The sequence below is a fragment of the Streptomyces sp. NPDC053673 genome (assembly GCF_055585225.1).
The window spans coordinates 35,509-59,581 of the sequence record NZ_JBVJKN010000035.1 but is presented as its reverse complement, the minus strand read 5'-3'; the positions used below and the strand labels follow the sequence as shown (position 1 = coordinate 59,581).

The following is a 24,073-nucleotide window of genomic DNA, read 5'->3' as shown; positions in this document are numbered from 1 at the left end:
ATGCTGACGCCACCCCGCGGCAATCGAACGAGCACGTAGCGCTACGTACGGACGCGACAGCGCCCGGCATACCCCGGCACAGCCACCGCGGATGAGGGCAACGCGGGCCCCGCGTCATAAGCTCGTCAAGGGCAACAACCGCACACCGATGCCCCGTCGTTGCCCGGCAGAGCCGAGAGAAAAGAGTCAGCAGGGTGTTTGCGCAGGTCAGCGGGATGACCAGGACTGCGGGGTAAGTAGGTGCACATCGTCATCATGGGCTGCGGGCGAGTGGGAGCGGCCCTCGCGCAGACCCTGGAGCAGCAGGGGCACACGGTCGCCGTCGTCGACCAGGACCCCACGGCCTTCCGTCGCCTGGGCTCCGGTTTCGGCGGTCGCCGCGTCACCGGTGTCGGATTCGACCAGGACACCCTCCGCGAGGCGGGCATCGAGGAGGCCGGCGCGTTCGCCGCGGTGAGCAGCGGCGACAACTCGAACATCATCGCCGCGCGGGTCGCCCGCGAGATGTTCGGGATCGAGAACGTCGCGGCGCGGATCTACGACCCGCGGCGCGCCGAGGTCTACCAGCGCCTGGGCATCCCGACCGTGGCGACGGTCCGCTGGACCGCGGACCAGATGCTGCGCCGGTTGCTGCCGTCCGGCGCCGAGCCGCTGTGGCGGGACCCCAGTGGGGCCGTACAGCTCGCCGAGGTGCACACGTCACCGGCCTGGATCGGTCACAAGGTGAGCAAGCTGCAGGAGGAGACGGGCGTGCGGGTCGCGTTCCTGACCCGGCTGGGCGAGGCGCTGTTGCCGACCTCGCAGACGGTGCTGCAGGAAGGGGATCTGGTCCACGTGATGATGCGGACGGACGAGATCGAGAAGGTCGAGGCGGCGTTCGCCCAGGGTCCCGAGGAGGCCGGTCACTGATGCGGGTCGCGATTGCCGGGGCCGGCGCGGTGGGTCGTTCCATCGCGGGTGAGCTGCTGGAGAACGGGCACGAGGTGCTCCTGATCGACAAGGCGCCCACCGCCATCTCGGTGGAGCGGGTGCCGCAGGCCGAGTGGCTGCTGGCCGACGCCTGTGAGATCACATCGCTGGACGAGGCGGCGCTGCAGCGCTGCAACGTCGTGATCGCGGCGACCGGTGACGACAAGGTCAATCTGGTCGTGTCGCTGCTCGCGAAGACCGAGTACGGCGTGCCGCGCGTGGTCGCCCGGGTGAACAACCCCAAGAACGAGTGGCTCTTCAACGAGGCGTGGGGCGTCGACGTCGCGGTCTCGACCCCGCGTCTGATGTCCGCTCTGGTCGAGGAGGCCGTGAGCGTCGGCGACCTGGTGCGGCTGCTGCGCTTCAGCCACGGCGACGCGAACCTGGTCGAGCTGACCCTGCCGCCGGAGTCGGCGCTGGCGGGCACGCAGGTCGGGGATGTGGCCTGGCCCGAGGACACCTCGCTGGTGACGATCATCCGTGGCCCTCGCGTGCTCACCCCGCACAACGAGGAGACCCTCGAACCCGGCGACGAGCTTCTCTTCGTCGCGGCCCAGGCCCGTGAGGAGCAGTTGGAGGACCTCCTCTCGGTCCGCCGCGAGGACACGACGTCGAGCTGATACCCGTACACCGGTTGGGGCCCGGGAGACCCGCACGCGGGCGCTCCCGGGCTCCGCTGTTCGCGCGGCGTGGCTGCTCCCGTGGCGCGGCACGCGCAGGGCCCGGAACCGTGTGGTCCCGGGCCCGGAGCTTTCCCTGAAGGGGCGCGTGGTGGCTTACGCCCCCTGTTCGCGAGAGGCAGCGGCCTCGCGGGCCTCCTCCTCGCGCTCCTTCGCCTCCATCTCCGCGAAGACGTCGATCGGCGGCGGGGCCTTTGCCAGGAAGAGCCACGTCAGGTACACCGCGAGCAGGAAGGGCGGAATCTTGAGGATGACGAGAACCCAGCCCAGTTGTGTGGTGTCGGCCCACCAGTAGAGCGGGAAGAGGATCGCGCACTTGGCGAGCAGGATCAGTCCCCAGGCCCAGCTGGCCTTGGCGTAGGCCTTCCTGCGGCCGGGGTTGCGCTTGCGCCAGGAGAGGTTCTCCTTGAAGACCGGACCGAGGATGAGGCCGATCAGCGGGACCCCCGCCAGAGTCGTGATGATGTACGCGAGGGCCAGGCCCAGCGTGTACAGCATGCCCGGCAGATAGAAGTCCTTCGCGTTGCCGGTCATCATCGCGAAGACGACACCGAAGGCCACTCCGAAGACCCCGCTGAACGCGTGCTTCATCGTGTCCCTGCGGACGAGCCGCACGACGACGAGCACCAGCGAGACCGCGAGGGCCGCGATCGCCGAGAGGTGCAGGTCCTTGTTGATCGTGAAGATCGTGACGAAGAGCAGCCCGGGCAGGACCGTCTCCACCATGCCGCGCACCCCGCCGAAGGCCTCGAACAGGGCCGCCTCCGTCACGGCCTTGGCATCGGCGTCGGGCGTGCCGCCGCCTTCCTGCTTCTGCGTGGTCGGCTTGTCGAGAGACGTCACCGGCTACTCCTGTCCGAGCGGTCGCAGCTCGTATTTGGGATTGAACAGCACCCGCCGGCCGTGACTCATGGCGATCCGGCCCGAGGCGATCATCTTGCGGCCCGGCTCTATGCCCACGATCGAGCGCCGGCCCAGCCACACCACGTCCAGGGCGGCGGAGCCGTCGAACAGCTCCGCCTCCAGGGCCGGGACTCCGGCCCGCGGGCGCAGGGTGACCGTGCGCAAGGTACCAGTCACCTTGACGATCTGTCGGTCGCCGCAGGAGGAGATGGGCGTGCAACCCGATGCCTGGGCGTCCTCCTGAAGCTCCTCGGACTCAAGGTCCTGCTGGGAGCTGGAGAGGCGGTCGAGCATCCGGCGGAACCGGCCGACCGGCTTCTCGGCGTTCTCGGATCGAGGTACGGCACTCATAACAGAAAGCGTACCGGGGCGTTGCGGATCCAGATCAACGCCCGGTGGACGGGACACGGATCAGGGCTCGAAGCGGTAGCCCATGCCCGGCTCGGTGACGAAGTGCCGGGGGTGCGAGGGGTCGGCCTCCAGCTTGCGGCGCAGCTGCGCCATGTACACCCGGAGGTAGTTGGTCTCCGTGCCGTACGACGGGCCCCACACCTCCTGGAGCAGTTGCTTCTGGCTGACCAGCCGGCCGGTGTTGCGGACCAGGACCTCCAGCAGATGCCACTCGGTGGGGGTGAGCCGGACGTCCCGGCCGTCCCGGTTGACCTTCTTCGCTGCGAGATCGACGGTGAAGTCCTCGGTCTCGACGATCACGATCTCGTCGTCGCCTCCTCCGGCCGGCTCGGCACGGCGGACCGCGGCGCGCAGCCGGGCCAGCAGCTCGTCCATGCCGAACGGCTTGGTGACGTAGTCGTCGGCTCCGGCGTCGAGTGCCTCGACCTTCTCGTCGGAGGTGTGGCGGGCGGAGAGCACGAGGATCGGGACGCGGGTCCAGCCCCGCAGGCCCTTGATCACCTCGACGCCGTCCATGTCGGGCAGGCCGAGGTCGAGGACGACGACGTCGGGGTGGCGGGCCGCCGCGAGCTGCAGCGCGGTCGCGCCGTCGGGGGCCGCGTCGACTTCGTACTTGCGCGCCTTCAGGTTGATCACGAGGGCGCGTACGATCTGCGGCTCGTCGTCGACCACGAGCACTCGGGTCATGAGTGCCTTCCTTCCGTCTCTTGTCCGTGCGTCGGGGTGGCTCTGCCGGGTCAGCCGGTGATCCGGGCGGGGAGTTCGGGGCTGACCGGAACGGCTCCGCGTGCCGCCCGGAGGGTGAGGACCATGGTCAGCCCGCCGCCAGGGGTGTCCTCGGCGGACAGTGTGCCGCCCATCGCCTCGACGAAGCCGCGGGCGACGGCGAGGCCGAGCCCCACGCCGACGCCGCGCGGGGCGTCGCCGTAGCGCTGGAAGGGCTCGAAGATACGATCCTTCGCCTCGTCCGGGACGCCGCGGCCACGGTCCACGACCCGTACGTCGACGCGGTCGCCGAGCGCGCTCGCGGACACCATGACGGGTGTCGCGTCGGGACTGTATTTGACGGCGTTCTCGACGATGTTGGCGACGGCCCGCTCCAGCAGCCCCTTGTCGACGCGCACCATCGGCAGCGTCTCGGGAATGTCCAGCTCGACCGCGGTGTCGGGGACGCCGACGAGCGCCATGGGCACCACCTCGTCGAGGTCGATGTCGCGGATGAGGGGGGTGACGGTGCCGGTCTGCAGGCGGGACATGTCGAGCAGGTTGCCGACGAGGTGGTCGAGCCGGTCGGCGCCGTTCTCGATGCCTTCGAGGAGCTCGGCGCGGTCCTCCTCGGACCATTCGACGTCGTCGGAGCGGAGCGAGGAGACGGCGGCCTTGATGCCCGCGAGCGGGGTGCGCAGATCGTGGCTGACGGCCGCGAGGAGCGCGGTGCGGATGCGGTTGCCCTCGGCGAGCTTACGGGCCTCCTCGGCCTCTCCGACGAGGCGCTGCCGCTCGAGTACGACGGCGGCCTGGGCGGCGAAGGCACCGAGTACGCGGCGGTCCTCGGCGGGCAGGACCCGCCCGGAGAGGGCCAGCGCCATGTGGTCGCCGACGGGCATGTCGACGTCGGCGTCCTCGGGCCGGCCGGCGGGGGCGGGGCCCACACTGCCCGCACAGGTCCACGGGTCGACGTCGCCCGCGCGCTCCAGCAGGGCCACCGACTCCATCCCGAAGGTCTCACGGACCCGCTCCAGCAGGGCGTCGAGAGCGGTCTCGCCGCGTAGCACACTGCCGGCCAGGAACGAGAGGATCTCGGACTCGGCACGCAGCCGGGCGGCCTGCTCGGTACGGCGGGCCGCGAGGTCGACGACCGAGGCGACCGATATGGCGACCGCCACGAAGATCACGATGGCGACGATGTTCTTGGGGTCGGCGATGGTGAGCTTGTGCAGCGGCGGGGTGAAGAAGTAGTTCAGCAGCAGTGAGCCGACGGCGGCGGAGGCCAGCGCCGGGAGCAGTCCGCCGAGCAGCGCCGCGGCCACGGTCAGCGTCAGGAACAGCAGCATGTCGTTGGCGAGGCCGAGCTCGGCGTCGATGTGCGTCAGCAGCAGCGTCAGCAGGGCGGGCCCGGCCACGCCGACGAGCCAGCCCCGGATGATCCGGGAGCGGCCGAGCCGGGCGCCGCGGGCGACGGGGAGGCCCCGGCCCTTGGCGACCTCCTCGTGGGTGACGATGTGGACGTCCAGGTCGGGCCCCGAATCACGGGCGACGGTCGCGCCCACGCCCGGCCCGAAGACGTACTGCCAGGTCTTGCGGCGGGAGGAGCCGAGCACGATCTGGGTGGCGTTGACACCCCGAGCGAAGTCGAGCAGCGCGGCAGGGATGTCGTCGCCGATGACATGGTGGAACGTGCCCCCCAGGTCCTCGACCAGCGTCCGCTGGACCGCCAGCTCCTTGGGGGACGCGGACGTCAGACCGTCGCTGCGGGCGATGTAGACGGCGAGGATCTCGCTGCCGGAGCCCTTGGCCGCCATACGCGCGGCGCGGCGGATGAGGGTGCGCCCCTCGGGGCCGCCGGTGAGGCCGACGACGATGCGCTCGCGGGCCTGCCAGGTGGAGCGGATGTTGTGCTCTCCGCGGTACTGCTGGAGGTATTCGTCGACCCGGTCGGCGACCCAGAGCAGAGCCAGCTCGCGCAGGGCGGTGAGATTGCCGGGCCGGAAGTAGTTGGAGAGCGACGCGTCGATCTTGTCCGGCTTGTAGATGTTGCCGTGCGCCATCCTGCGGCGCAGGGCCTGCGGCGACATGTCGACCAGCTCGATCTGGTCGGCGCGCCGGACGACCTCGTCCGGGACGGTCTCCCGCTGGCGTACGCCCGTTATCGACTCGACGACATCGCCGAGTGACTCCAGGTGCTGGATGTTGACGGTCGAGACGACGTCGATCCCGGCGGCGAGCAGCTCCTCGACGTCCTGCCAGCGCTTCGCGTTGCGGGACCCGGGGACGTTCGTGTGCGCCAGTTCGTCCACGAGAGCGACGGCCGGTCTGCGCGCCAGGACCGCGTCCACGTCCATCTCGGGGAAGACGGTGTCCCGGTAGTCCATCCGCCGGCGGGGAATCTGCTCCAGCCCGTGCAGCATGACTTCGGTCCGCGGCCGGTCGTGGTGCTCCACGAACCCGACGACGCAGTCGGTTCCCCGTTCGACACGGCGGTGCGCCTCGGCGAGCATCGCGTACGTCTTGCCGACGCCCGGTGCCGCTCCGAGGTAGATCCGTAGTTTGCCGCGTCCCATGGCCTCATTGTCCTTCGACCGCAGCCGTGCGGTGGCTGCGGCGTCCGCCGCGGACGCTTCGTCGAAGCTACCGCCATGAAATCCGGCGAAACGGACAGCGTGTGGTCCTGGGGGACGTATTGACGCGATTCTGACGCGCTGGGCAAGGCCGGCGTGCCTTCGACTGCGTGTGGCCCTGCCCTACCGCTCGGTGATCTCGCCGATCTCGCCGATCTCGCCGTCGCTCAGTTCGAGCACGCGGTCGGCGAGGCCCAGGAGCTGGGCGTCGTGCGTGGCGACCAGGGCGGTGACGCCCTCGCTGCGGACCACCGCCCGCAGCAGCTCCATGACCGCGAGACCGGTCTCGGCGTCCAGCTGACCGGTCGGTTCGTCGGCGATCAGCAGCGCGGGCCGGTTGGCCAGCGCACGGGCGACGGCGACGCGCTGCTGCTGGCCGCCGGACAGCTCGCCGGGCCGCTGGGCGGCGTGCTCGGCCAGACCGACCAGGGAGAGCAGCAGCTCGACACGCTCCTCGCGCTCGCGCGGGTCGGCCTTGCGCAGCCGCATCGGCACGCCGACGTTTTCGGCGGCGGTGAGGATCGGGATCAGCCCGAAGGACTGGAAGACGAAGCCGATACGGTCGCGACGCAGTTCCAGCAGCCCGTCCTCGCCGAGCTCGGAGAGGTCGGTGCCGTCGACGGTGATCCGGCCCTCGTCCGGGGCGTCGAGGCCGCCGATCAGATTGAGCAGCGTGGTCTTCCCGGAACCCGACCGCCCCTTGAGGGCGACCAGCTCACCGCGCGGGACCTCGAAGGACACCCCGCGCAGCGCGTGGACGGCGGCGGCGCCGGTGCCGTACGAACGGTGCAGATTCTCGACGCGCACCATGACGCCGGGCGCCGGGGCCGGCGCGACGGCCGTGCTCGAGTGTCCTGTGCCGCTCTCCGTCATGCGCTTCCTCCGTCGGACCGCTCATCCCCTCACGCCCGGGGTGGCGGACCAGTATCCGGTCGGACGACCAGGAGTGGCAAGGGAGTTGAACGCCGGTGGGCCGCACCCCGTAACCGGAGTGCGGCCCACCGCACACACTGCTCACAGTCCCGGCGTCCAGCGCCCGTCCGCCGCCATCCAGGAGGCGGGCGTCAACGGACCTCGGTACCGCAACCACCCGGAGGGCACCCCCGGACCCCCCGCCCGCAAGCCGAGAGCGCCACTCAGAAACCGCGGGCGTCAACGGACCTCGGTGATCTCCGGGCCGCGCTGGAGCTGGCCCATGCCGCCCGAGAACCGGGACGTCTCCTGCTCCTCCTGCTGGACACCCTCGGGCACCATCTGCGCGTCGTTCGGCAGCTTCAGGACGATCGGGTCGCGGGGCGCCATCGGGCCCTCGCCGCGGACCACGACCGTGTCCCGGAAGATCTGCTCCAGCAGACCTGCGGCCTGCGGCTGCACCGCGCCCTGTCCGGAGATCACTCCGCGCAGGAACCAGCGAGGTCCGTCGACGCCGACGAAGCGCACCAGCTGCACGCCGCCGGTGCCGTCGGGCAGCTGGACCGGGACCTGGGCCCGCAGCTCCCAGCCGAGGGGGCCCTCGACCTCGTCGATGATGCCGCCCTGCTGAGTGATGCCGGTGGCGATCTCCTCGCGGACCTCGCCCCAGATGCCTTCCTTCTTGGGCGCGGCGAACGCCTGCAGCTGGATCGCGCTGTCACGCAGCACGACCGTCGCCGCGACGATCGCGTCGCCCGCGACCTCCACACGCAGCTCCATGCCCTCGACTCCGGGCACGAAGAGACCGCCCAGATCCACGCGGCCCTCCTCGGGCCTGGAGACCTCGGAGAGGTCCCACGGACCGTCGGGCCGGGGCGCCGGCGGAAGGTTCACCCGGCGCGGCGCGTTCCGCTCCGCCGAGTCGTCCGTGTCGAGCTCGTCGACGACCTGCTCGGCCTCGCCCGCCACATCCGCTGCGTCCCCAGCGGGGCTGCTCTTCTTGCGACGTCCGAACACGTCACTGTCCTTCCCGGTCGGATACGACCGAAGCGTATCGATTCCCACCCTGTGAGCCGTCCACGGCGGCATGACCACCGGTGGACCCGAAGCCCCCCTCGGCCCGCGCCGAGCCGGGAAGCTCCGCCACCTCGTGGAAGCGCACCTTCTCGACCTGCTGGACAACCAGTTGAGCAATCCGGTCGAACCGTTCGAACCGCACGCTCTCACGTGGGTCCAGATTGACCACGATCACCTTGATCTCCCCACGGTACCCGGCATCCACGGTCCCTGGGGCATTCACGAGGGCCAGGCCGCAGCGGGCCGCCAGCCCCGACCGAGGGTGTACGAAGGCCGCATACCCGTCCGGGAGTGCGATCGACACTCCTGTCGGCAGAACCGTGCGCTCTCCGGGTGCGAGTTCGGCGGCCTCCGTGGTCACCAGATCGACACCGGCATCGCCCGGATGTCCGTACGCCGGAATCGGTACCTCCGGGTCCACGCGCCGGATGAGTACGTCGACGGGGTTGCGCATCAGGGGTTCACCTCGAAGGCGCGGGCGCGCCTGACCTGGTCGGGATCTGCCATGGCTGCCTGGATCTCGGCCGGGCGGCCGTTGTCGATGAAGTGGTCGACCTTGACCTCGATGAAGAGGGCCTCGGCCCGGACCGCGACGGGCCCTTCGGGGCCGCCGATCCGGCCGGTGGCCCTGGAGTAGATCTTGCGGCCGCTCACCGCGGTGACCTCGGCCTCCAGGAACAGCACCGTGTCCACGGGTACGGGACGGACGAAGTCGGTCTCCAGTCGCCCGGTCACCGCGATCACCCGCAGCAGCCAGTTGAGCGAGCCGAGCGTCTCGTCGAGCGCCGTGGCCAGGACGCCTCCGTGGGCGAGCCCCGGCGCGCCCTGGTGGGCGGGGGTGACGGTGAACTCGGCGGTGAGGCTGACGCCCTCACCGGCCCGTGCCGCCAGGTGCAGCCCGTGGGGCTGACCGCCGCCGCAGCCGAAGCAGTACTCGTAGTGCGCGCCGAGGAGCTCGCCGGGGGCGGGCGCGTCGGGGTGCCGTACCGGCGGTATGGCGTCGGCCGGAGGGGTCAGTGCAGTACTCACAGGCGCAGACCTTACCCGCGCGGGTAGCCGCAGGTCGCGCCGTGCCAAGCTTGGATTCATGCAGCCCTCCGCCACGCCCTCCGGCTCGCCTTCCGCGCCGCGCTACGACGAGCGTCTGACCGCCCCCCGCTCCTGGTGGCTGATCACCGCCCTGGTGGCGCTGTCGGGCGGTCTGATACTGCTTCCGCTGGGCCCGCTGCCGATGCTGGGCGGGCTGATCGGCGCGGGCGCGCCGACGGCGGCCGCGGTGAGTTCGTACGGCTCCGCCCGGATCCGGGTGGTTGCCGGCTCGCTGGTCGCGGGCGACGCGCGGATCCCCGTGTCGGCGCTCGGCGAGGCCGAGGTGCTGGACGCCGAGGAGGCGCGGGCCTGGCGCTCGTACAAGGCGGATCCGCGCGCGTTCATGCTGCTGCGCAGCTACGTCCCGACGGCGGTGCGGGTGACGGTCACGGACCCGGAGGATCCGACGCCGTACGTGTATGTCTCGACCCGGGATCCGCGGGGTCTGGTGGCTGCGCTGGACGCCGTACGGGCGGGCTGAGCAGCCAGGCCGCCGACGCGCGGGCTCCGCGCGGTCAGTTCTCCAGCGCCTGGCGCAGCTCGGGCGGAAGCTCGGCGGGCAGTTGCGGCTGCTCGAACCCGGGCATCTGGGGCAGTGCGTCCCACGGGACCTGGCGTGCGCGCAGATCCTTTCTGATGCGCTCCGCGACCTTCCTGGTGTCGCGCCGGTTCATCACGGCGCCCACCGCGGCGCCGATCATGAACGGCATCAGGTTCGGCAGATTGCGGACCATGCGCTTCATGATCTGCTGACGCAGTTCACGCTTCATCTGGCCGCCGAGAGCGAAGTTGATCGTCGACGGCTTGGTGACGTCGATGCCGCGCTCCTCCGACCAGCTGGTCAGATAGGCCGCGGAGCGCTCCTTGAGATTGCCCGGCGGCCGCATGCCGTAGACCTCGTGGAGCTCGGCGATGAGCTTCAGCTCGATCGCGGCGACGCCGATGATCTCCGTGGCCAGCTCGGCGGGCAGCGCGGGCGGGACGGGCAGCATGGCCGCCGCGCCGACACCTGCGCCGACGGTCGACGTGCCGTTGGCCGCGCCCGCGATCAGCTTGTCGGCGAGCTGCTCGGGCCCGAGGCCCGGGAACTGTGTCCGCAGGGTCGCGAGGTCACGGACGGGGATGCGCGGCGCGGCCTCGATGAGCCGGTCGGCGATGAAACCGAGCGTGGCCTTGGCGGCCTCGCCGCTCCTGCGTGCGCCGGCCCTGGCGACCTCGCCGCTTCTCCGTGCGCCGGCCCTGGCGGCCTCGCCGCCCCTCCGTACGCCCTTCCTGACCGTGTCCAGGCGCCGAGCCCTGGTCGGGGGCGTCGGGGGCGTCGGGGGCTGCGCCTGTGGCACTGCCTCGAGCGAGGCCGACCAGCCTCGCTCGCCGTCACTCGCACCGGGAGAGGGCAGGTAGGCAGCGTCTCCGTGCCCGTCAGGCGCCTGAGCGCCGTCCGACGGGCTCGGACCGCCCGGGAGCGCCTCCGGGGAGTGTTTCCGCCGGAAGCGTCGCTTCCTGGCCGGTTCGCCGCCTGCCACGACCGACCTGACCTCAGTCGCAGTCGCGGCAGATCGGCTGGCCGTTCTTCTCCCGGGCCAGCTGGCTGCGGTGGTGCACGAGGAAGCAGCTCATGCAGGTGAACTCGTCCGCCTGCTTGGGCAGCACCCGTACGGCCAGTTCCTCGTTCGAGAGGTCCGCTCCGGGCAGCTCCAGGCCTTCGGCGGCCTCGAACTCGTCGACGTCGACCGTGGAGGTCGTCTTGTCGTTCCGCCTGGCCTTCAGTTCTTCGAGGCTGTCGGAATCGATGTCGTCATCGGTCTTGCGTGGGGTGTCGTAGTCCGTTGCCATGTCGCTCTCCCCCTCTGGGTGTTTGCGGTGTCTCCAGCGCACGTAACGCGTGAGAGGCCGGACTTGTGCCCGACCTGAGGCGGAGATTTTGCCTCACATCAAGGTCTGTTACTCAATCGACACCCAACCGGACCCCTCAAGAGTGATCGGGTTGGATGGCGATCAGGACCGTACACGGTCCTAATGTCGCACTTCACGGGCGCCACCCCGTGTACTTCCCGTGATCTGGACCCCTGAAAACCCGGACGTTCCAGGCTTTACGACAGGATCTTTGATCACGGAGAGTAGATGGCTGGAAATTCGCGCCTGTGATCGATCACACATGAAACTCTCGGGCACCGATCCCGAAAATTCCGCGTAAAGCGAACAGAGCGATTTCCGGCGGACAGCATCGAGAACGCGCCTCAGACCGGCAGGGTCACGCGCATCACGAGGCCGCCTCCCTCGCGCGGCTCCGCGATGATACGGCCACCATGGGCGCGCGCGACGGATCGCGCAATCGACAGGCCGAGACCCACGCCCTTGTCACTGCCGGTACGCGCCTGACGCAGTCGCCGGAACGGCTCGAAGAGATTGTCGATCTCGTACGCCGGAACCACGGGGCCCGTGTTCGCCACCACCAGCACGGCCTGGCCGGGCTGGGTCTCGGTGGTGACCTCCACCCAGCCGTCCTCAGGGACGTTGTACCGCACGGCATTCTGCACCAGGTTCAGCGCGATCCGCTCCAGCAGGACGCCGTTGCCCTGTACGACGGCGAGCGCGCGCCGGCCGCGGATCTCCACGCCCTTGGCCTCGGCCTCGGCGCGGGTCTGGTCGACGGCGCGACCGGCGACCTCGGCGAGGTCGACGGGTTTGCGCTCCACGATCTGGTTGTCGCTGCGGGCGAGCAGCAGGAGGCCTTCCACCAGCTGCTCGCTGCGCTCGTTGGTGGCGAGCAGGGTCTTCCCGAGCTGCTGGAGCTCGGGTGGGGCGCCCGGGTCGGCGAGCTGCACCTCCAGCAGCGTCCGGTTGATCGCGAGGGGCGTACGCAGCTCGTGCGAGGCGTTGGCGACGAACCGCTGCTGGGCCGAGAAGGCCCGCTCCAGGCGGTCCAGCATCTCGTCGAAGGTGTCGGCGAGCTCCTTCAGCTCGTCGTCCGGGCCGTCCAGCTCGATCCGCCGGGAGAGGTCGGAGCCGACCACGCGGCGCGCGGTGCGGGTGATCTTGCCGAGCGGGGAGAGGACGCGGCCCGCCATGGCGTAGCCGAAGGCGAACGCGATGACGCTGAGGCCGAGGAGCGCGAAGAGGGAGCGCGTGAGGAGCTCGTCCAGGGCCTCCTGGCGCTGGGCCGCGAAGCACACCTTGAGCGCCGTGTTGGCCTGGTCGGCGGTCAGCCCTGACTGCAGCGCGGGGCATGCGTTGCTGGTCAGCTGGACCTTGCTCTCGGGCAACAGCTTGAAGGGCATCTCGTTGGCCGCGTGCAGAGCCTGCGCCGCGAGCAGATAGATGATCGAGAGCAGCAGAATGCCGGCGATCAGGAACATCCCGCCGTACAGCAGCGTGAGCCGTATCCGGATGGTGGGGCGCAGCCAGGGCCCGACGGGCTCTCTCGGGTCCCAGGTGGGTTTCGGGGGCGCCGCGGGGGGCGCGGGTGCGGTGGCCATCGGGTCAGATCCGGTAGCCGGAGCCCGGGACGGTGACGATCACCGGGGGCTCCCCGAGCTTGCGGCGCAGGGTCATGACGGTGACCCGGACGACGTTCGTGAACGGGTCCGTGTTCTCGTCCCAGGCCTTCTCGAGGAGCTGTTCGGCCGAGACGACCGCGCCCTCGCTGCGCATGAGGACTTCCAGCACGGCGAACTCCTTCGGAGCGAGCTGGATCTCCTTGCCGTCGCGGAAGACCTCGCGGCGGTTCGGGTCGAGCTTGATGCCGGCGCGCTCCAGGACGGGCGGGAGCGGCACGGTCGTACGCCGGCCCAGGGCCCGGACGCGGGCGGTGAGCTCGGTGAACGCGAAGGGCTTGGGGAGGTAGTCGTCCGCGCCGAGCTCCAGGCCCTCGACGCGGTCGCTGACGTCGCCGGAGGCGGTGAGCATCAGGACACGGGTGGGCATGCCCAGCTCGACGATCTTGCGGCAGACGTCGTCGCCGTGGACGAACGGGAGGTCGCGGTCGAGGACGACCACGTCGTAGTCGTTCACCCCGATGCGTTCCAGTGCGGCGGCGCCGTCGTACACGACGTCGACGGCCATGGCCTCCCGGCGCAGTCCGGTGGCCACCGCATCGGCGAGCAGTTGCTCGTCCTCGACGACGAGTACACGCACGTGGCTGGTCCTTCCTCTGGCGTTGCCGTGACCCCTGCGACGTGCCCCTGTGATCAGGGCAGACCGGAGGGTCAGTGGCTGGATCTGTAGCACTGACTGTGTGCCTCCATCCTGCCCCTTACGCGCGTAAACCGGATGTAAGGCGGAGACGGGGCCGACGGGGGCAGCGGGAATTCGCGGGATTCCTGGATGAGTTGAGGTTTCTCTGAGGGTGGCCCTGGGGAGGACGACTGCACACCCGCGATCACGCCATGTATGTGGCTTGCCACACCCCGCTCTCTGTCCCCCAGGGAGGGAGCGTGATCACCCCGCCACCGACCCACGACGAGGGGGCGCAACCATGGACGCATTCACCGCAGGACTACTGCAGCGCATCAAGGCCACGGAGACCGACCTCACGCGGGCCCGCGAGACGGGCGACGACTTCCTGGTGGACGTCGAGCAGGCCGAGCTGGACGACCTGCATCGCCTCGCCGCGGAGCACGGCGTGGAGGTCGGCGCCGCCAGCGCCTGACCACCCCGGAGAGGGCCCGACGCCGCAGGACGGCGCCGGGCCCTCTTCCATGCGCGGGCGCTTTTACGGGGGTGCAGAAAACTCTGCCCGCACGCTCCACCCTCACGGAACACCCGCCTCTGGCGGAAGGAGCTCCGGCAACGGGCCCGAGGGGGGACAGGGGGACTCCGGCCCCATGCCCCCAGGGGGAAGGGTCAGTCGTGCCAGGCGCCCAGGTCGTCCAGCAGGCGCTGCAGTGGCTCGAAGACGCCAGGTGAGGCCGCGATGGCCAGGGCTCCGGAGGGCGGCTCTCCGGGGCGGGAGCCGGTGAGGGCGCCGGATTCGCGGGCGATGAGGTCGCCGGCCGCGAGGTCCCAGGGATGGAGGCCGCGCTCGTAGTAGCCGTCGAGCCGGCCCGCTGCGACGTCGCAGAGGTCGACCGCCGCGGAGCCGCTGCGCCGGATGTCACGCAGGCGCGGGATCAGCTGCTGGGCGATGTCCGCCTGGTGGCTGCGTACGGCGTGGACGTAGTTGAAGCCGGTCGAGACCAGCGCCTGGTCCAGTGGCGGCGCGGGCCGGCACCGCAACCGCCGGTTCCCGCAGTACGCACCGCCCCCGAGCACCGCGTGGTACGTCTCTCCCCGCATCGGCGCCTCGACGACCCCGACGACCGTCTCGCCGTCCCGCTCGGCCGCGATGGACACCGCCCACGTCGGCAGCCCGTACAGGTAGTTCACCGTGCCGTCGAGCGGGTCGATCACCCAGCGGACACCACTGCTGCCCGCCGTCGAAGCGCCCTCCTCGCCGAGGAAGCCGTCGTCGGGCCGGCGTTCGGCGAGGAAGCCGGTGATGAGCTTCTCGGCGGCGATGTCCATCTCCGTGACGACGTCGATCGGACTTGACTTGGTCGCGGCGACCGCCAGGTCGTCCGGCCTGCCGTCGCGCAGCAGCGCTCCGGCCCTGCGCCCGGCCTCCAGGGCCAGCGACAGCAGTTCACCGAGCAGGGGATCGGTCACGTAGGGCTCCCTCGTAGGACTCACGCGTACGGGCTGTCGGCGCCGGCCGCCGCCGGCCGCTCCGACCGGGCGGGACAGCACCCGATCGGGCACAGGTCGTGCGACGGTCCGAGCGCGCCCAGCGCGCACCGCTCCACCACCTTCCCCCGCTCGGTCGCCGCACGCTCCACGACCAGGTCACGGACGGCGGCCGCGAAGCGCGGATCCGCTCCCACCGTCGCCGCGCGCCGCACCGGCAGCCCCAGCTCGGCGGCCTTGGCGGTGGCCTCGGTGTCCAGGTCGTAAAGGACCTCCATGTGGTCCGAGACGAACCCGATCGGCACCATCACCACCGCCGGCGCCCCCGCTCCGTGCAGCTCCTCGAGGTGGTCGCAGATGTCCGGCTCGAGCCACGGGATGTGCGGGGCGCCGCTGCGCGACTGGTAGACGAGCTGCCAGGGGTACTCGGTCCCCGTCTCCTCGCGCACGGCGTCGACGATCACCCGCGCCACGTCGAGGTGCTGCTTCACGTACGCCCCGCCCCCGCCGTGTTCCCAGAGCGGCCCCGACGCGTCCGCCGCGGCCTCCGGGATGGAGTGCGTCGTGAAGGCGAGATGAGCCCCGGCGCGTACGTCCTCGGGGAGATCGGCGAGCGAGGCGAGCACCGCCTCGGCCATGGGGCCGATGAACCCCGGGTGGTTGAAGTAGTGCCGCAGCTTGTCGACGCGCGGCAGCGGCAGCCCCTCGGCCTCCAGGGCCGAGAGCGCGTCCGCGAGGTTCTCCCGGTACTGCCGGCAGCCCGAGTACGAGGCGTACGCACTGGTCGCGAGGACCGCGATGCGCCTGCGCCCGTCCAGCACCATCTCCCGGAGTGTGTCGGTCAGATAGGGCGCCCAGTTGCGGTTGCCCCAGTAGACCGGCAGGTCGAGGCCCGCGTCCCTGAAGTCCTCGCGGAGTGCGTCGAGCAGCGCCCGGTTCTGGTCGTTGATCGGGCTGACCCCGCCGAACAGGAAGTAGTGCTGCCCCACCTCCTTGAGGCGTTCCTTCGGGATACCGCGGCCGCGCGTCACGTTCTCCAGGAACGGGACCACGTCGTCCGGGCCCTCGGGGCCGCCGAAGGAGAGCAGCAGCAGGGCGTCGTAGGGGGCGGGATCGAGCTGTTCGGACATGGTCCCGATCCTGCCACCCCCTTCTGACAGCGGGGAAACGGCGCTGGAGTAAGGGTTACCTAACCCGTAAGCTGTACCGGCCGTCCACATTCCTTACGGAGCGCCGCCTTGCCCAGTCCCTACCGCGCGATATTCGCCGCCCCCGGCACCCTGGCGTTCTCCGCCGCCGGCTTCTTCGGCCGAATGCCCCTGTCCATGATGGGCGTCGGCATCGTGACCATGGTTTCCCAGCTGACGGGGCGGTACGGTCTCGCGGGCTCGCTCTCCGCGACGCTCGCGCTGTCGGCGGCCGTGCTGGGCCCGCAGGTCTCGCGGCTGGTCGACCGGCACGGTCAGCGCCGGGTATTGCGGCCCGCCATGCTGATCTCGGTGGCGGCGGTGGCGGGCCTCCTCGTCTGCGCCCAGCAGGACGCACCCAGCTGGATGCTGTTCGCCTTCACCGCCTGCGCCGGCTGCATCCCGGCCGTCGGTGCGATGACCAGGGCCCGCTGGGCGGAGATCTACCACGGCTCGCCGCGCGAGCTGCACACGGCGTACGCGTTCGAGTCGATCGCCGACGAGGTGTGCTTCATCTTCGGCCCGATCATCTCCATCGGCCTCTCCACGATCTGGTTCCCGGAGGCGGGTCCGCTGCTCGCCACCGCCTTCCTCGTCATCGGTGTCCTCTGGCTGACGGCGCAGCGCGCCACCGAGCCGGTACCGCACCCGCGCGGGGAGCATTCCGGCGGATCCGCGCTGCGCTCCCCCGGTCTGCAGGTGCTGGTGGCCACGTTCGTCGCGACGGGCGCGATCTTCGGCTCGGTGGACGTGGTGACGGTGGCCTTCGCCGAGGAGCAGGGCAGCAAGGCCGCAGCGAGCCTGGTTCTCGCGGTGTACGCGCTGGGCTCCTGCGTGGCCGGAGCGGTCTTCGGACTGCTCCACCTCAAGGGCGAGCCGTCCCGCAGGTGGGTGCTGGGTGTCTGCGCGATGGCCGTGAGTATGATCCCCCTCCAACTGGCCGGGAACCTGACGATCCTGGCCGTGGCGCTCTTTGTCGCAGGCCTGGCCATCGCACCGACGATGGTGACCACGATGGCCCTCGTCGAAGCGCACGTACCGCGCACCAAGCTGACCGAGGGCATGACCTGGACGGGTACCGGACTCGCGGTCGGTGTGGCGCTCGGCTTGTCGGCCTCAGGATGGATGGTGGACGAGTACGGGGCCGGTGCGGCGTACGTGGTGCCCGCCGTGGCGGGAGCGCTCGCGGTCACGGTCGCGTTCCTGGGGTACCGCCGGCTGCGCAGGCCGGTACCGACGCGGGAGGGGCAGGATGACGAGCACATCCAGGACCAGCACGGCGAACGCGTGGCGTAACTGGGCGGGTACGGTGACCGCCCGCCCGGTGCGGGAGGTCGCGCCTGCCACGGCCGACGAGTTGGCCGCCGCTGTGCGCCGGGCAGCCGAGGACGGCTTGCGGGTGAAGACGGTCGGCACGGGCCACTCGTTCACCGCGATCGCCGCGACCGACGGCGTACTGATCCGGCCGGATCTGCTCACCGGTATCCGGGAGATCGACCGTACGGCGATGACGGTGACCGTGGAGGCGGGTACGCCCCTGAAGCGGCTGAACGCCGCCCTCACCCGTGAGGATCTGTCCCTCACGAACATGGGCGACATCATGGAGCAGACCGTCGCGGGTGCGACCAGTACCGGGACGCACGGCACCGGCCGCGATTCGGCCTCGATCGCCGCGCAGATCAGGGGCCTTGAGCTGATCACGGCGGACGGTTCGGTGCTGCACTGCTCCGAGAAGGAGAATCCGGAGATCTTCGCGGCGGCCCGGATCGGCCTCGGTGCACTGGGCGTGGTCAGCGCGATCACTTTCGCAGTGGAGCCGCTGTTCCTGCTGACGGCCCGCGAGGAGCCGATGCCCTTCGACCGGGTCACGGCCGAGTTCGACGAGCTGCACGCGGAGAACGAGCACTTCGAGTTCTACTGGTTCCCTCACACGGGCAACTGCAACACCAAGCGCAACAACCGCAGCGCCGGTCCGGTCGCCCCGCCCGGAGCGGTCAGCGGCTGGATCGAGGACGAGCTGCTCTCCAACGGCCTCTTCCAGGTGGTCAATTCACTGGGCCGGGCGGTGCCGGGCACCATTCCGGCGATCGCGAAGCTCTCCAGCCGCGCCCTGTCTGCCCGTACGTACACGGACATTCCCTACAAGGTCTTCACAAGTCCCCGCCGAGTGCGCTTCGTCGAGATGGAATACGCGCTTCCGCGGGAGGCCGCGGTCGAGGCGCTGCGCGAGGTGAAGGCGATGATCGAACGCTCGCCGCTGCGGATCAGCTTCCCGGTGGAGGTACGGACCGCCCCGGCCGACGACATCACGCTGTCCACGGCCTCGGGCCGAGAGAGCGCGTACATCGCCGTGCACATGTACAAGGGCACGGCGTACCGCTCGTACTTCACCGCGGTCGAACGGATCATGACCGCGCACGGCGGGCGTCCGCACTGGGGCAAGATCCACACGCGCGACGCGGAGTACTTCGAGGGCGCCTATCCACGGTTCGGCGAGTTCACGGCACTGCGGGACCGGCTGGACCCTGAGCGGGTGTTCGGCAACGACTACCTGCGGCGGGTGCTTGGCGCCTAAGGGCTGTCCGGGGCTACGGGACATCCGGACCGTCCGCTCCGGCGGGCGGGGACATGGACGGGAGCGGCGTGGGCGCCGGGGCGGGGTCCTCTCCGCCGGAGGACGCAGTCGGGCCGGGGGCCGGCTCGGATGCGTCCGGCCCACCGTCCTGGCCGCTGCCGCCCGTCGCTGAACCGCTGCCCGTTCCCGAACCGGTACTGCCCTCGCCCGTGTCGTTGCTGGTTCCGTCGTGGCGCCCGGGGTTCCCGCCCGGGCTCCGGTCGTCGCCGGAGCCGCTGTCCTCCGACGCGCTCCGCTCGCCGTCCCGGTTCTGCCGCGGGGTGGTGCCCGAAGGGGACTTCTCCGGCGCGGACTTGCCGTCGCCACCGCCGCGTACGGCGGAGCCGACGGTCGTGCCCCTGCCCCCGCCGAGGTCCTGGCCGGAAGCGAGTTCGTATCCGGTGATACCGATCATCGCGACGCCGAAGACGAGGGCGGCGGCGAGCGCGGACCGCTTCCGGCCGCGGACGCGGGTGCCGTGGGTCGTCGCCTCGCCGAACTCCCCGTGCGGAAGATCCTCACGCGCCGAACCGGCGGGCGTCTGGCGGGCCTTGGACCGAGGGTGCGTCGCGGCGTCGCGGATCTGTTCGCCGGTTCGCCGGAACAGGTGCTGGAAGACGGAGCCGCCACACGTCGCCACGACACTGACCACACCCGCGCCGATGACCGTTCCGTAGACGCCGAGCCGGGAGGCGAGCACCGCCGCCGCGACGGCCGCGAGCGCACTGCCAGCGACCTGCGGAACGCTCAAATCGAGCCGCCGATCCTTCTGTTGCACCGCGCTCCGGTCGCGGTCGTCCCGGTCGTGATCCATCTCCAGCCTTCGCTCACCCATCTGTCCCACCGTGCACCAAGAAGGGACATTTGAGCGAATCGAAAGGTTCCATTTCTGGCGATTCTGTGAAGCATGACACCCGTGGATCCTGGGTACAGCGACCCAACTCCCGCCCCCCGCGACAAGTTCGGCGGCGCGCCGGTCCACCCCGATGGCCCGAATGGAGTACTGTGGCGAGCCCTGGGTCCGGTCTCCCTCATGGGCGTCCGGGCTTACGGGAGGGGGCCGAAAGCGGCACTCGAACCGGCGGAGCCGCGGCATCGCACGGTCACCCGCTGCGCTGTGTGACGGAGCACGTCACACTGCGTTGCAAACAGGTAACCGTGCCATAACGGCGATCCAGGGCCCGTGCCCGACACGCCGGGCAACTCGGCAAGGTTGTGGCAGGCTGCACCCGGGCAGGCCACACTCGACTAGCGGAAGCAGCGACGCACGTGACGTCGGCAGGCACCACCCGGGAGGTCCCCATGCCCGAACTGCGTGTCGTGGCCGTCTCCAACGACGGCACACGACTGGTGCTGAAGGCTGCGGACAGTACGGAGTACACGCTTCCGATTGATGAGCGCCTGCGCGCCGCCGTGCGCAACGACCGCGCTCGCCTCGGCCAGATCGAGATCGAGGTGGAGAGCCACCTCCGCCCGCGCGACATCCAGGCACGTATACGGGCCGGTGCCTCCGCCGAGGAGGTCGCTCAGCTCGCCGGCATCCCGGTCGACCGGGTGCGGCGCTTCGAGGGCCCCGTGCTCGCAGAGCGCGCGTTCATGGCGGAGCGGGCCCGCAAGACGCCCGTACGCCGCCCCGGGGAGAACACCGGCCCCCAGCTCGGCGAGGCGGTGCAGGAGCGACTGCTGCTGCGCGGTGCCGAGAAGGACACCGTTCAGTGGGACTCCTGGCGCCGTGACGACGGCACCTGGGAGGTGCTGCTGGTCTACCGGGTGGCGGGTGAGCCACACTCGGCGAGCTGGACGTACGACCCGCCGCGGCGGCTCGTCCAGGCCGTCGACGACGAGGCGCGCGCGCTGATCGGTGAGACCGACGACACGATCACGCAGGAGCCGAGCTTCCCGTTCGTGCCGCGCATCGCCCGGCTGCCGCGGGACAGGCCGCTGGACCGCGCCCTCGACCGAGCCTTGGAGCGGCCCACGCCGGTCCCGGCGCCCGAGCCCGACGAGACCGAGCGCGACTCCCTGACCAGCCTCCTGGAGGCGGTCCCGAGCTTCCGCGGCGACATGGTGGTCCCGGACCGCCCCGCCCCGGTCGACCCTCCCGCGACCGACCCCGCCGCCCAGGAGCCCGACTCCGAGGAGCCGCCGGCTCCCGCGGCCTCCGCGGGAGCCGGCTCCGCGTACGCGGACGTGCTCATGCCCCGCTCCGTCAGCGGCCACCGCGACCGCCTCACCGGCACCACGGACCGCCAGGCCGAGGCGGACGGCGTCCGTCCGGGCCGCCGGGCCGCGGTGCCGAGCTGGGACGAGATCGTGTTCGGCACGCGGAGGAAGAAGCAGGAGTAGGCGCTGCGCCATGCCGAAGGGCTCGTACGGATTCCCGTACGAGCCCTTCCGCGCTGCGCCGCCCGCCCTTCCGGCTGTGTCGATGTGCGGCTCCGCCGCGTGGGAAGCTCTGCCCCCGAGCCCCCGAACCGCCGCGCCTCGGTCTCCCCCTGCGCCCTGCGGCGTGGGGAACCCCGAGCGGGGCTCATTCCGAGCCCGTCCGGCGCTTGAGAACACGGCCGAGGGCCGTACGGGGGTCTGGGACTGGCCTCCAGCTCCGGGGCGCTACCGCGGGTCCGGGCCCGTGGCCACCGGGCGGGAGGGGTCGGAGGACCACTCCGACCACGACCCCGCGTACAGCGCCGCCGGGATGCCCGCGATCGCCAGCGCCAGGACCTCGTGGGCGCCGGAGACGCCCGAACCGCAGTAGACGCCGACCTCCGGGGCATCCGTGGCGCCGAGGCGCTTGAAGCGGGCCGCCAGCTCCTCCGCGGGCAGGAAGGTCCTCGCGCCGGCCATGACGTTCTCGGTGGTCGGCGCGGAGACCGCGCCAGGGATGTGGCCGCCGACCCGGTCGATCGGCTCGACGTCACCCCGGTAGCGCTCGGCGGCCCGTGCGTCCAGCAGCACCCCCGAGCGGGCCAGGGCCGCCGCACCGTCCGCGTCGAGCAGCGGCAGGCCACCCGGCACCGGTGTGAAGTCGCCGGGCGCCGGGATGGTGATCTCCGTGGTCACCGGGCCGTCCCAGGCCTCCAGGCCACCGTCCAGGACCCGCACATCGGCGTGCCCGGTCCAGCGGAGCAGCCACCACGCCCGCGCCGCGGCCCAGCCCTGCCCGCCGTCGTACACGACGACCGGCGCGCCGGCCGACACGCCCGCGCGGCGCATCGCCGCGCCGAACGCCGCCACGTCCGGCAGCGGATGCCGGCCGCCCGCCCCGGGCGGGCCCGCCAGCTCGGAGTCGAGATCGACGTACACGGCGCCGGGGATGTGCCCGGCCGCGTACGCGGCCCGCCCGTCGAAGGGAGGAGCGCCGGCCGCCTTGGCCAGGCTCAGCTGCCAGCGGACGTCGAGCAGCACGGGAGGACGCGGGCCGGCCGACTCGCTCGCGAGTTCGGTAGCGGTGATGATGGGGTTCATAAGAGCCATCCTCGCGCAGGGCACGGCGGACCCGTGACAGCAGCGGAACGGATGGGGCATGCCAAAACGGGCATCCTCCCTGTGGGATCCCGGCCAATGCGGCGCGGCCGGGGCGCGCCGCACGCCCGGTGGTGCAAGCATCTGCACGGGATGTGCGGCCGTCCCGATCGACGGCCCCCATCCGGTCCCCCCGCACGGCCACGACGATGGTCCGAGGAGAGAGTGACAATGACGACCGAGGCGACTCGGCGCAGACCCGGCACACCCTGCTGGGTGAGCCTGATGGTGCACGGGCTTTCCGCGACGCAGCAGTTCTACCGGGCTCTGTTCGGCTGGGACTTCGTCCCGGGCCCACAACAGCTCGGCCCGTACGTCCGCGCACTGATCGGCGGCAAGGAAGTGGCGGGCATCGGCCAGCTCCCGCCGGACCGCCATCTGCCGATCGCCTGGACGACCTACATGGCCTCGGACGACGTCGACGAGACCGCCGAGCTGATCAGGGCCTGCGGCGGCACGGTCGGGGTCGGGCCGCTGGACGCGGCGGACGCGGGCCGGCTCGCCATCGCCTCGGATCCGGAGGGCGCGATCTTCGGCGTATGGCAGGCCGCGGCGCACACCGGCACCGCTCTGTTCGGCACCCACGGCACACCGGTCTGGAACGAGCTGGTGACCCGGGAGACGTCATCGGTCAGCAAGTTCTACCAGTCGGTCTTCGGCTACGACGTCGAGGCGGTCGTCTCGGCCGACTTCGACTACGTGACCCTGCACCTGGACGCCCGCCCGGTGGCGTCCCTCCACGGTGTGGGGCACAGCCTGCCCCGCGACAAGGGCTCGCACTGGATGACGTACTTCGAGGTCGAGGACACCGACGAGGCGGCGGCCCGGGTGGTGGACCTCGGTGGCCATGTCCTGCAGGCGCCGCGCGAGGGCACGAGCGGGCGGCAGGCGATGGTCGCGGACCCGGAGGGCGCGACCTTCACGATCGTACGGACCGCGAGAGACGAGTGATCACGATCGTGCGGAGTCGCGACGGACGAGTGATCACGATCGTGCGGAGTCGCGACGGACGAGTGATCACGATCGCCCGCCCGGCCGGGCCGCCGTCCACCCGGGCCCGTACGGTCAGCCGGCGGTGACCGGCAGTACGTCCGGGGACAGCGCGCCCGCGTGGGCCGTCGCGCTGGTCATGCGGCGGCGGTGGTGGCGTCGGCACAGCACCTCGTAGCCGATCTCCTCCGCGGGCTGGTTGACGTCCCCCACCACGACCTGGGCGCCCTCGACGACCATCTCCCCGCCGACGGTGCGCGCGTTGTGCGTGGCGCGCGCACCGCACCAGCACAGCGCCTCGACCTGGAGGGCCTCTATCCGGTCGGCCAGCTCGAAGAGACGCTGGGATCCCGGGAAGAGCTTGGTCCGGAAGTCGGTGGTGATCCCGAAGGCGAAGACGTCCAGTTCGAGGTCGTCCACGATCCGGGCGAGCTGGTCGATCTGCTCGGGCGCCAGGAACTGGGCCTCGTCCACGATCAGGTAGTCCGCCTTGCCGCCCTTGGTCATGTGGTCGACGAGATACGCGTACAGATCCATGGCCTCGACGATCTGGACCGCCTCGGTGACCAGACCCAGCCGCGACGAGAGCTTCCCCTCGCCGGCCCGGTCGTCACGGGTGAAGATCACACCTTGCAGGCCACGAGCCGAACGGTTGTGCTCGATCTGCAGCGCCAAGGTCATTTTGCTGAGGCATTCACCATTTCCTGGCTAGAGTCCCAT

At 71.0% G+C, this 24,073-nt stretch carries 25 protein-coding genes; 8 read left to right on the top strand and 17 right to left on the bottom strand.

Annotated elements, in window-relative coordinates; translation table 11 throughout:
- Positions 1 to 240: 240 nt before the first annotated feature.
- Complete coding sequence (locus ACZ6ZQ_RS32600) at positions 241 to 909, top strand: potassium channel family protein (protein ID WP_469772115.1); 669 nt, start codon at positions 241 to 243, stop codon at positions 907 to 909.
- Positions 909 to 1,589 carry a potassium channel family protein gene (locus ACZ6ZQ_RS32595; protein WP_453663313.1) on the top strand — a complete coding sequence of 227 codons (681 nt, stop codon included), beginning with the start codon at positions 909 to 911 and terminating at the stop codon, positions 1,587 to 1,589. The genes ACZ6ZQ_RS32600 and ACZ6ZQ_RS32595 overlap by 1 nt, the downstream gene beginning before the upstream one ends.
- Positions 1,590 to 1,745: 156 nt before the next feature.
- Here the strand turns inward: ACZ6ZQ_RS32595 and ACZ6ZQ_RS32590 are convergent, their stop codons facing one another.
- The 8 genes from ACZ6ZQ_RS32590 to ACZ6ZQ_RS32555 all read right to left on the bottom strand — a co-directional run bounded on the left by ACZ6ZQ_RS32590 (position 1,746) and on the right by ACZ6ZQ_RS32555 (position 9,286).
- Positions 1,746 to 2,492 carry a DUF3159 domain-containing protein gene (locus ACZ6ZQ_RS32590; protein ID WP_469772114.1) on the bottom strand — a complete coding sequence of 249 codons (747 nt, stop codon included), beginning with the start codon at positions 2,490 to 2,492 and terminating at the stop codon, positions 1,746 to 1,748.
- Positions 2,493 to 2,495: 3 nt separating this feature from the next.
- A complete protein-coding gene (locus tag ACZ6ZQ_RS32585) occupies positions 2,496 to 2,903 on the bottom strand; it encodes an OB-fold nucleic acid binding domain-containing protein (RefSeq protein ID WP_453663316.1) in 408 nt (135 codons plus the stop codon).
- Positions 2,904 to 2,963: 60 nt separating this feature from the next.
- Complete coding sequence (locus tag ACZ6ZQ_RS32580; RefSeq protein WP_469772113.1) at positions 2,964 to 3,650, bottom strand: response regulator; 687 nt, start codon at positions 3,648 to 3,650, stop codon at positions 2,964 to 2,966.
- Positions 3,651 to 3,700: 50 nt separating this feature from the next.
- Positions 3,701 to 6,244: a DUF4118 domain-containing protein gene (locus ACZ6ZQ_RS32575; protein WP_469772112.1), complete on the bottom strand. Its 2,544-nt coding sequence runs from the start codon at positions 6,242 to 6,244 to the stop codon at positions 3,701 to 3,703.
- A 180-nt stretch (positions 6,245 to 6,424) separates the two neighbouring features.
- A complete protein-coding gene (locus ACZ6ZQ_RS32570) occupies positions 6,425 to 7,174 on the bottom strand; it encodes an ABC transporter ATP-binding protein (RefSeq protein ID WP_469772111.1) in 750 nt (249 codons plus the stop codon).
- A gap of 279 nt (positions 7,175 to 7,453) precedes the next feature.
- Complete coding sequence (locus ACZ6ZQ_RS32565; protein ID WP_469772110.1) at positions 7,454 to 8,230, bottom strand: DUF3710 domain-containing protein; 777 nt, start codon at positions 8,228 to 8,230, stop codon at positions 7,454 to 7,456.
- A 1-nt stretch (position 8,231) separates the two neighbouring features.
- A complete protein-coding gene (gene dut / locus ACZ6ZQ_RS32560) occupies positions 8,232 to 8,744 on the bottom strand; it encodes a dUTP diphosphatase (RefSeq protein WP_469772109.1) in 513 nt (170 codons plus the stop codon).
- On the bottom strand, positions 8,744 to 9,286 hold the full coding sequence (locus tag ACZ6ZQ_RS32555) for a PaaI family thioesterase (RefSeq protein ID WP_469772122.1): 543 nt from the start codon (positions 9,284 to 9,286) through the stop codon (positions 8,744 to 8,746). The genes dut and ACZ6ZQ_RS32555 overlap by 1 nt, the downstream gene beginning before the upstream one ends.
- A gap of 91 nt (positions 9,287 to 9,377) precedes the next feature.
- Between ACZ6ZQ_RS32555 and ACZ6ZQ_RS32550 the strand changes: the two genes are divergently transcribed.
- Positions 9,378 to 9,860 (top strand): DUF3093 domain-containing protein, encoded by a 483-nt coding sequence (locus tag ACZ6ZQ_RS32550; RefSeq protein ID WP_469772108.1) that lies wholly within the window; start codon positions 9,378 to 9,380, stop codon positions 9,858 to 9,860.
- 34 nt (positions 9,861 to 9,894) lie between these two features.
- On the opposite strand, the gene ACZ6ZQ_RS32545 is transcribed toward ACZ6ZQ_RS32550, so the two are convergent.
- The 4 genes from ACZ6ZQ_RS32545 to ACZ6ZQ_RS32530 form a co-directional block, all read right to left on the bottom strand.
- A complete protein-coding gene (locus tag ACZ6ZQ_RS32545; protein WP_469772107.1) occupies positions 9,895 to 10,902 on the bottom strand; it encodes a hypothetical protein in 1,008 nt (335 codons plus the stop codon).
- A 13-nt stretch (positions 10,903 to 10,915) separates the two neighbouring features.
- The gene (locus ACZ6ZQ_RS32540; RefSeq protein WP_017946571.1) at positions 10,916 to 11,212 is read right to left on the bottom strand and encodes a DUF4193 domain-containing protein; all 297 of its coding nucleotides are present in this window, start codon (positions 11,210 to 11,212) and stop codon (positions 10,916 to 10,918) included.
- Between the two features lie 404 nt (positions 11,213 to 11,616).
- Complete coding sequence (locus tag ACZ6ZQ_RS32535; protein WP_469772106.1) at positions 11,617 to 12,855, bottom strand: sensor histidine kinase; 1,239 nt, start codon at positions 12,853 to 12,855, stop codon at positions 11,617 to 11,619.
- Positions 12,856 to 12,859: 4 nt separating this feature from the next.
- On the bottom strand, positions 12,860 to 13,513 hold the full coding sequence (locus ACZ6ZQ_RS32530) for a response regulator transcription factor (protein ID WP_266388256.1): 654 nt from the start codon (positions 13,511 to 13,513) through the stop codon (positions 12,860 to 12,862).
- A gap of 340 nt (positions 13,514 to 13,853) precedes the next feature.
- Here ACZ6ZQ_RS32530 and ACZ6ZQ_RS32525 point away from each other — a divergent pair, with 340 nt between their 5' ends.
- Positions 13,854 to 14,027, top strand: coding sequence for a hypothetical protein (locus tag ACZ6ZQ_RS32525; RefSeq protein WP_385417616.1), 174 nt, complete (start codon positions 13,854 to 13,856; stop codon positions 14,025 to 14,027).
- Between the two features lie 194 nt (positions 14,028 to 14,221).
- Here ACZ6ZQ_RS32525 and ACZ6ZQ_RS32520 read toward each other — a convergent pair whose 3' ends face one another.
- Together ACZ6ZQ_RS32520 and ACZ6ZQ_RS32515 are read right to left on the bottom strand one after the other, a co-directional pair.
- Positions 14,222 to 15,022 carry an inositol monophosphatase family protein gene (locus tag ACZ6ZQ_RS32520; protein WP_469772105.1) on the bottom strand — a complete coding sequence of 267 codons (801 nt, stop codon included), beginning with the start codon at positions 15,020 to 15,022 and terminating at the stop codon, positions 14,222 to 14,224.
- Between the two features lie 20 nt (positions 15,023 to 15,042).
- Entirely contained in the window at positions 15,043 to 16,170 is a 1,128-nt protein-coding gene (locus ACZ6ZQ_RS32515) for a ferrochelatase (protein ID WP_469772104.1), read from the bottom strand.
- Between the two features lie 108 nt (positions 16,171 to 16,278).
- On the opposite strand from ACZ6ZQ_RS32515, the gene ACZ6ZQ_RS32510 reads away from it, so the two are divergent.
- Together ACZ6ZQ_RS32510 and ACZ6ZQ_RS32505 are read left to right on the top strand one after the other, a co-directional pair.
- On the top strand, positions 16,279 to 17,523 hold the full coding sequence (locus ACZ6ZQ_RS32510; protein ID WP_469772103.1) for an MFS transporter: 1,245 nt from the start codon (positions 16,279 to 16,281) through the stop codon (positions 17,521 to 17,523).
- Positions 17,480 to 18,802, top strand: a complete 1,323-nt coding sequence (locus ACZ6ZQ_RS32505; RefSeq protein WP_469772102.1) for a D-arabinono-1,4-lactone oxidase — start codon at positions 17,480 to 17,482, stop codon at positions 18,800 to 18,802. The genes ACZ6ZQ_RS32510 and ACZ6ZQ_RS32505 overlap by 44 nt, the downstream gene beginning before the upstream one ends.
- A 13-nt stretch (positions 18,803 to 18,815) precedes the next feature.
- Here ACZ6ZQ_RS32505 and ACZ6ZQ_RS32500 read toward each other — a convergent pair whose 3' ends face one another.
- Complete coding sequence (locus ACZ6ZQ_RS32500) at positions 18,816 to 19,676, bottom strand: hypothetical protein (RefSeq protein WP_469772101.1); 861 nt, start codon at positions 19,674 to 19,676, stop codon at positions 18,816 to 18,818.
- Positions 19,677 to 20,143: 467 nt separating this feature from the next.
- Here ACZ6ZQ_RS32500 and sepH point away from each other — a divergent pair, with 467 nt between their 5' ends.
- A complete protein-coding gene (gene sepH / locus ACZ6ZQ_RS32495; protein ID WP_469772100.1) occupies positions 20,144 to 21,187 on the top strand; it encodes a septation protein SepH in 1,044 nt (347 codons plus the stop codon).
- Between the two features lie 264 nt (positions 21,188 to 21,451).
- Here sepH and ACZ6ZQ_RS32490 read toward each other — a convergent pair whose 3' ends face one another.
- Entirely contained in the window at positions 21,452 to 22,306 is an 855-nt protein-coding gene (locus tag ACZ6ZQ_RS32490; RefSeq protein WP_469772099.1) for a sulfurtransferase, read from the bottom strand.
- Positions 22,307 to 22,534: 228 nt separating this feature from the next.
- On the opposite strand from ACZ6ZQ_RS32490, the gene ACZ6ZQ_RS32485 reads away from it, so the two are divergent.
- A complete protein-coding gene (locus ACZ6ZQ_RS32485) occupies positions 22,535 to 23,314 on the top strand; it encodes a VOC family protein (protein ID WP_469772098.1) in 780 nt (259 codons plus the stop codon).
- Positions 23,315 to 23,428: 114 nt separating this feature from the next.
- Here the strand turns inward: ACZ6ZQ_RS32485 and ACZ6ZQ_RS32480 are convergent, their stop codons facing one another.
- On the bottom strand, positions 23,429 to 24,034 hold the full coding sequence (locus ACZ6ZQ_RS32480) for a thymidine kinase (RefSeq protein ID WP_469772097.1): 606 nt from the start codon (positions 24,032 to 24,034) through the stop codon (positions 23,429 to 23,431).
- Positions 24,035 to 24,073 lie beyond the last annotated feature (39 nt).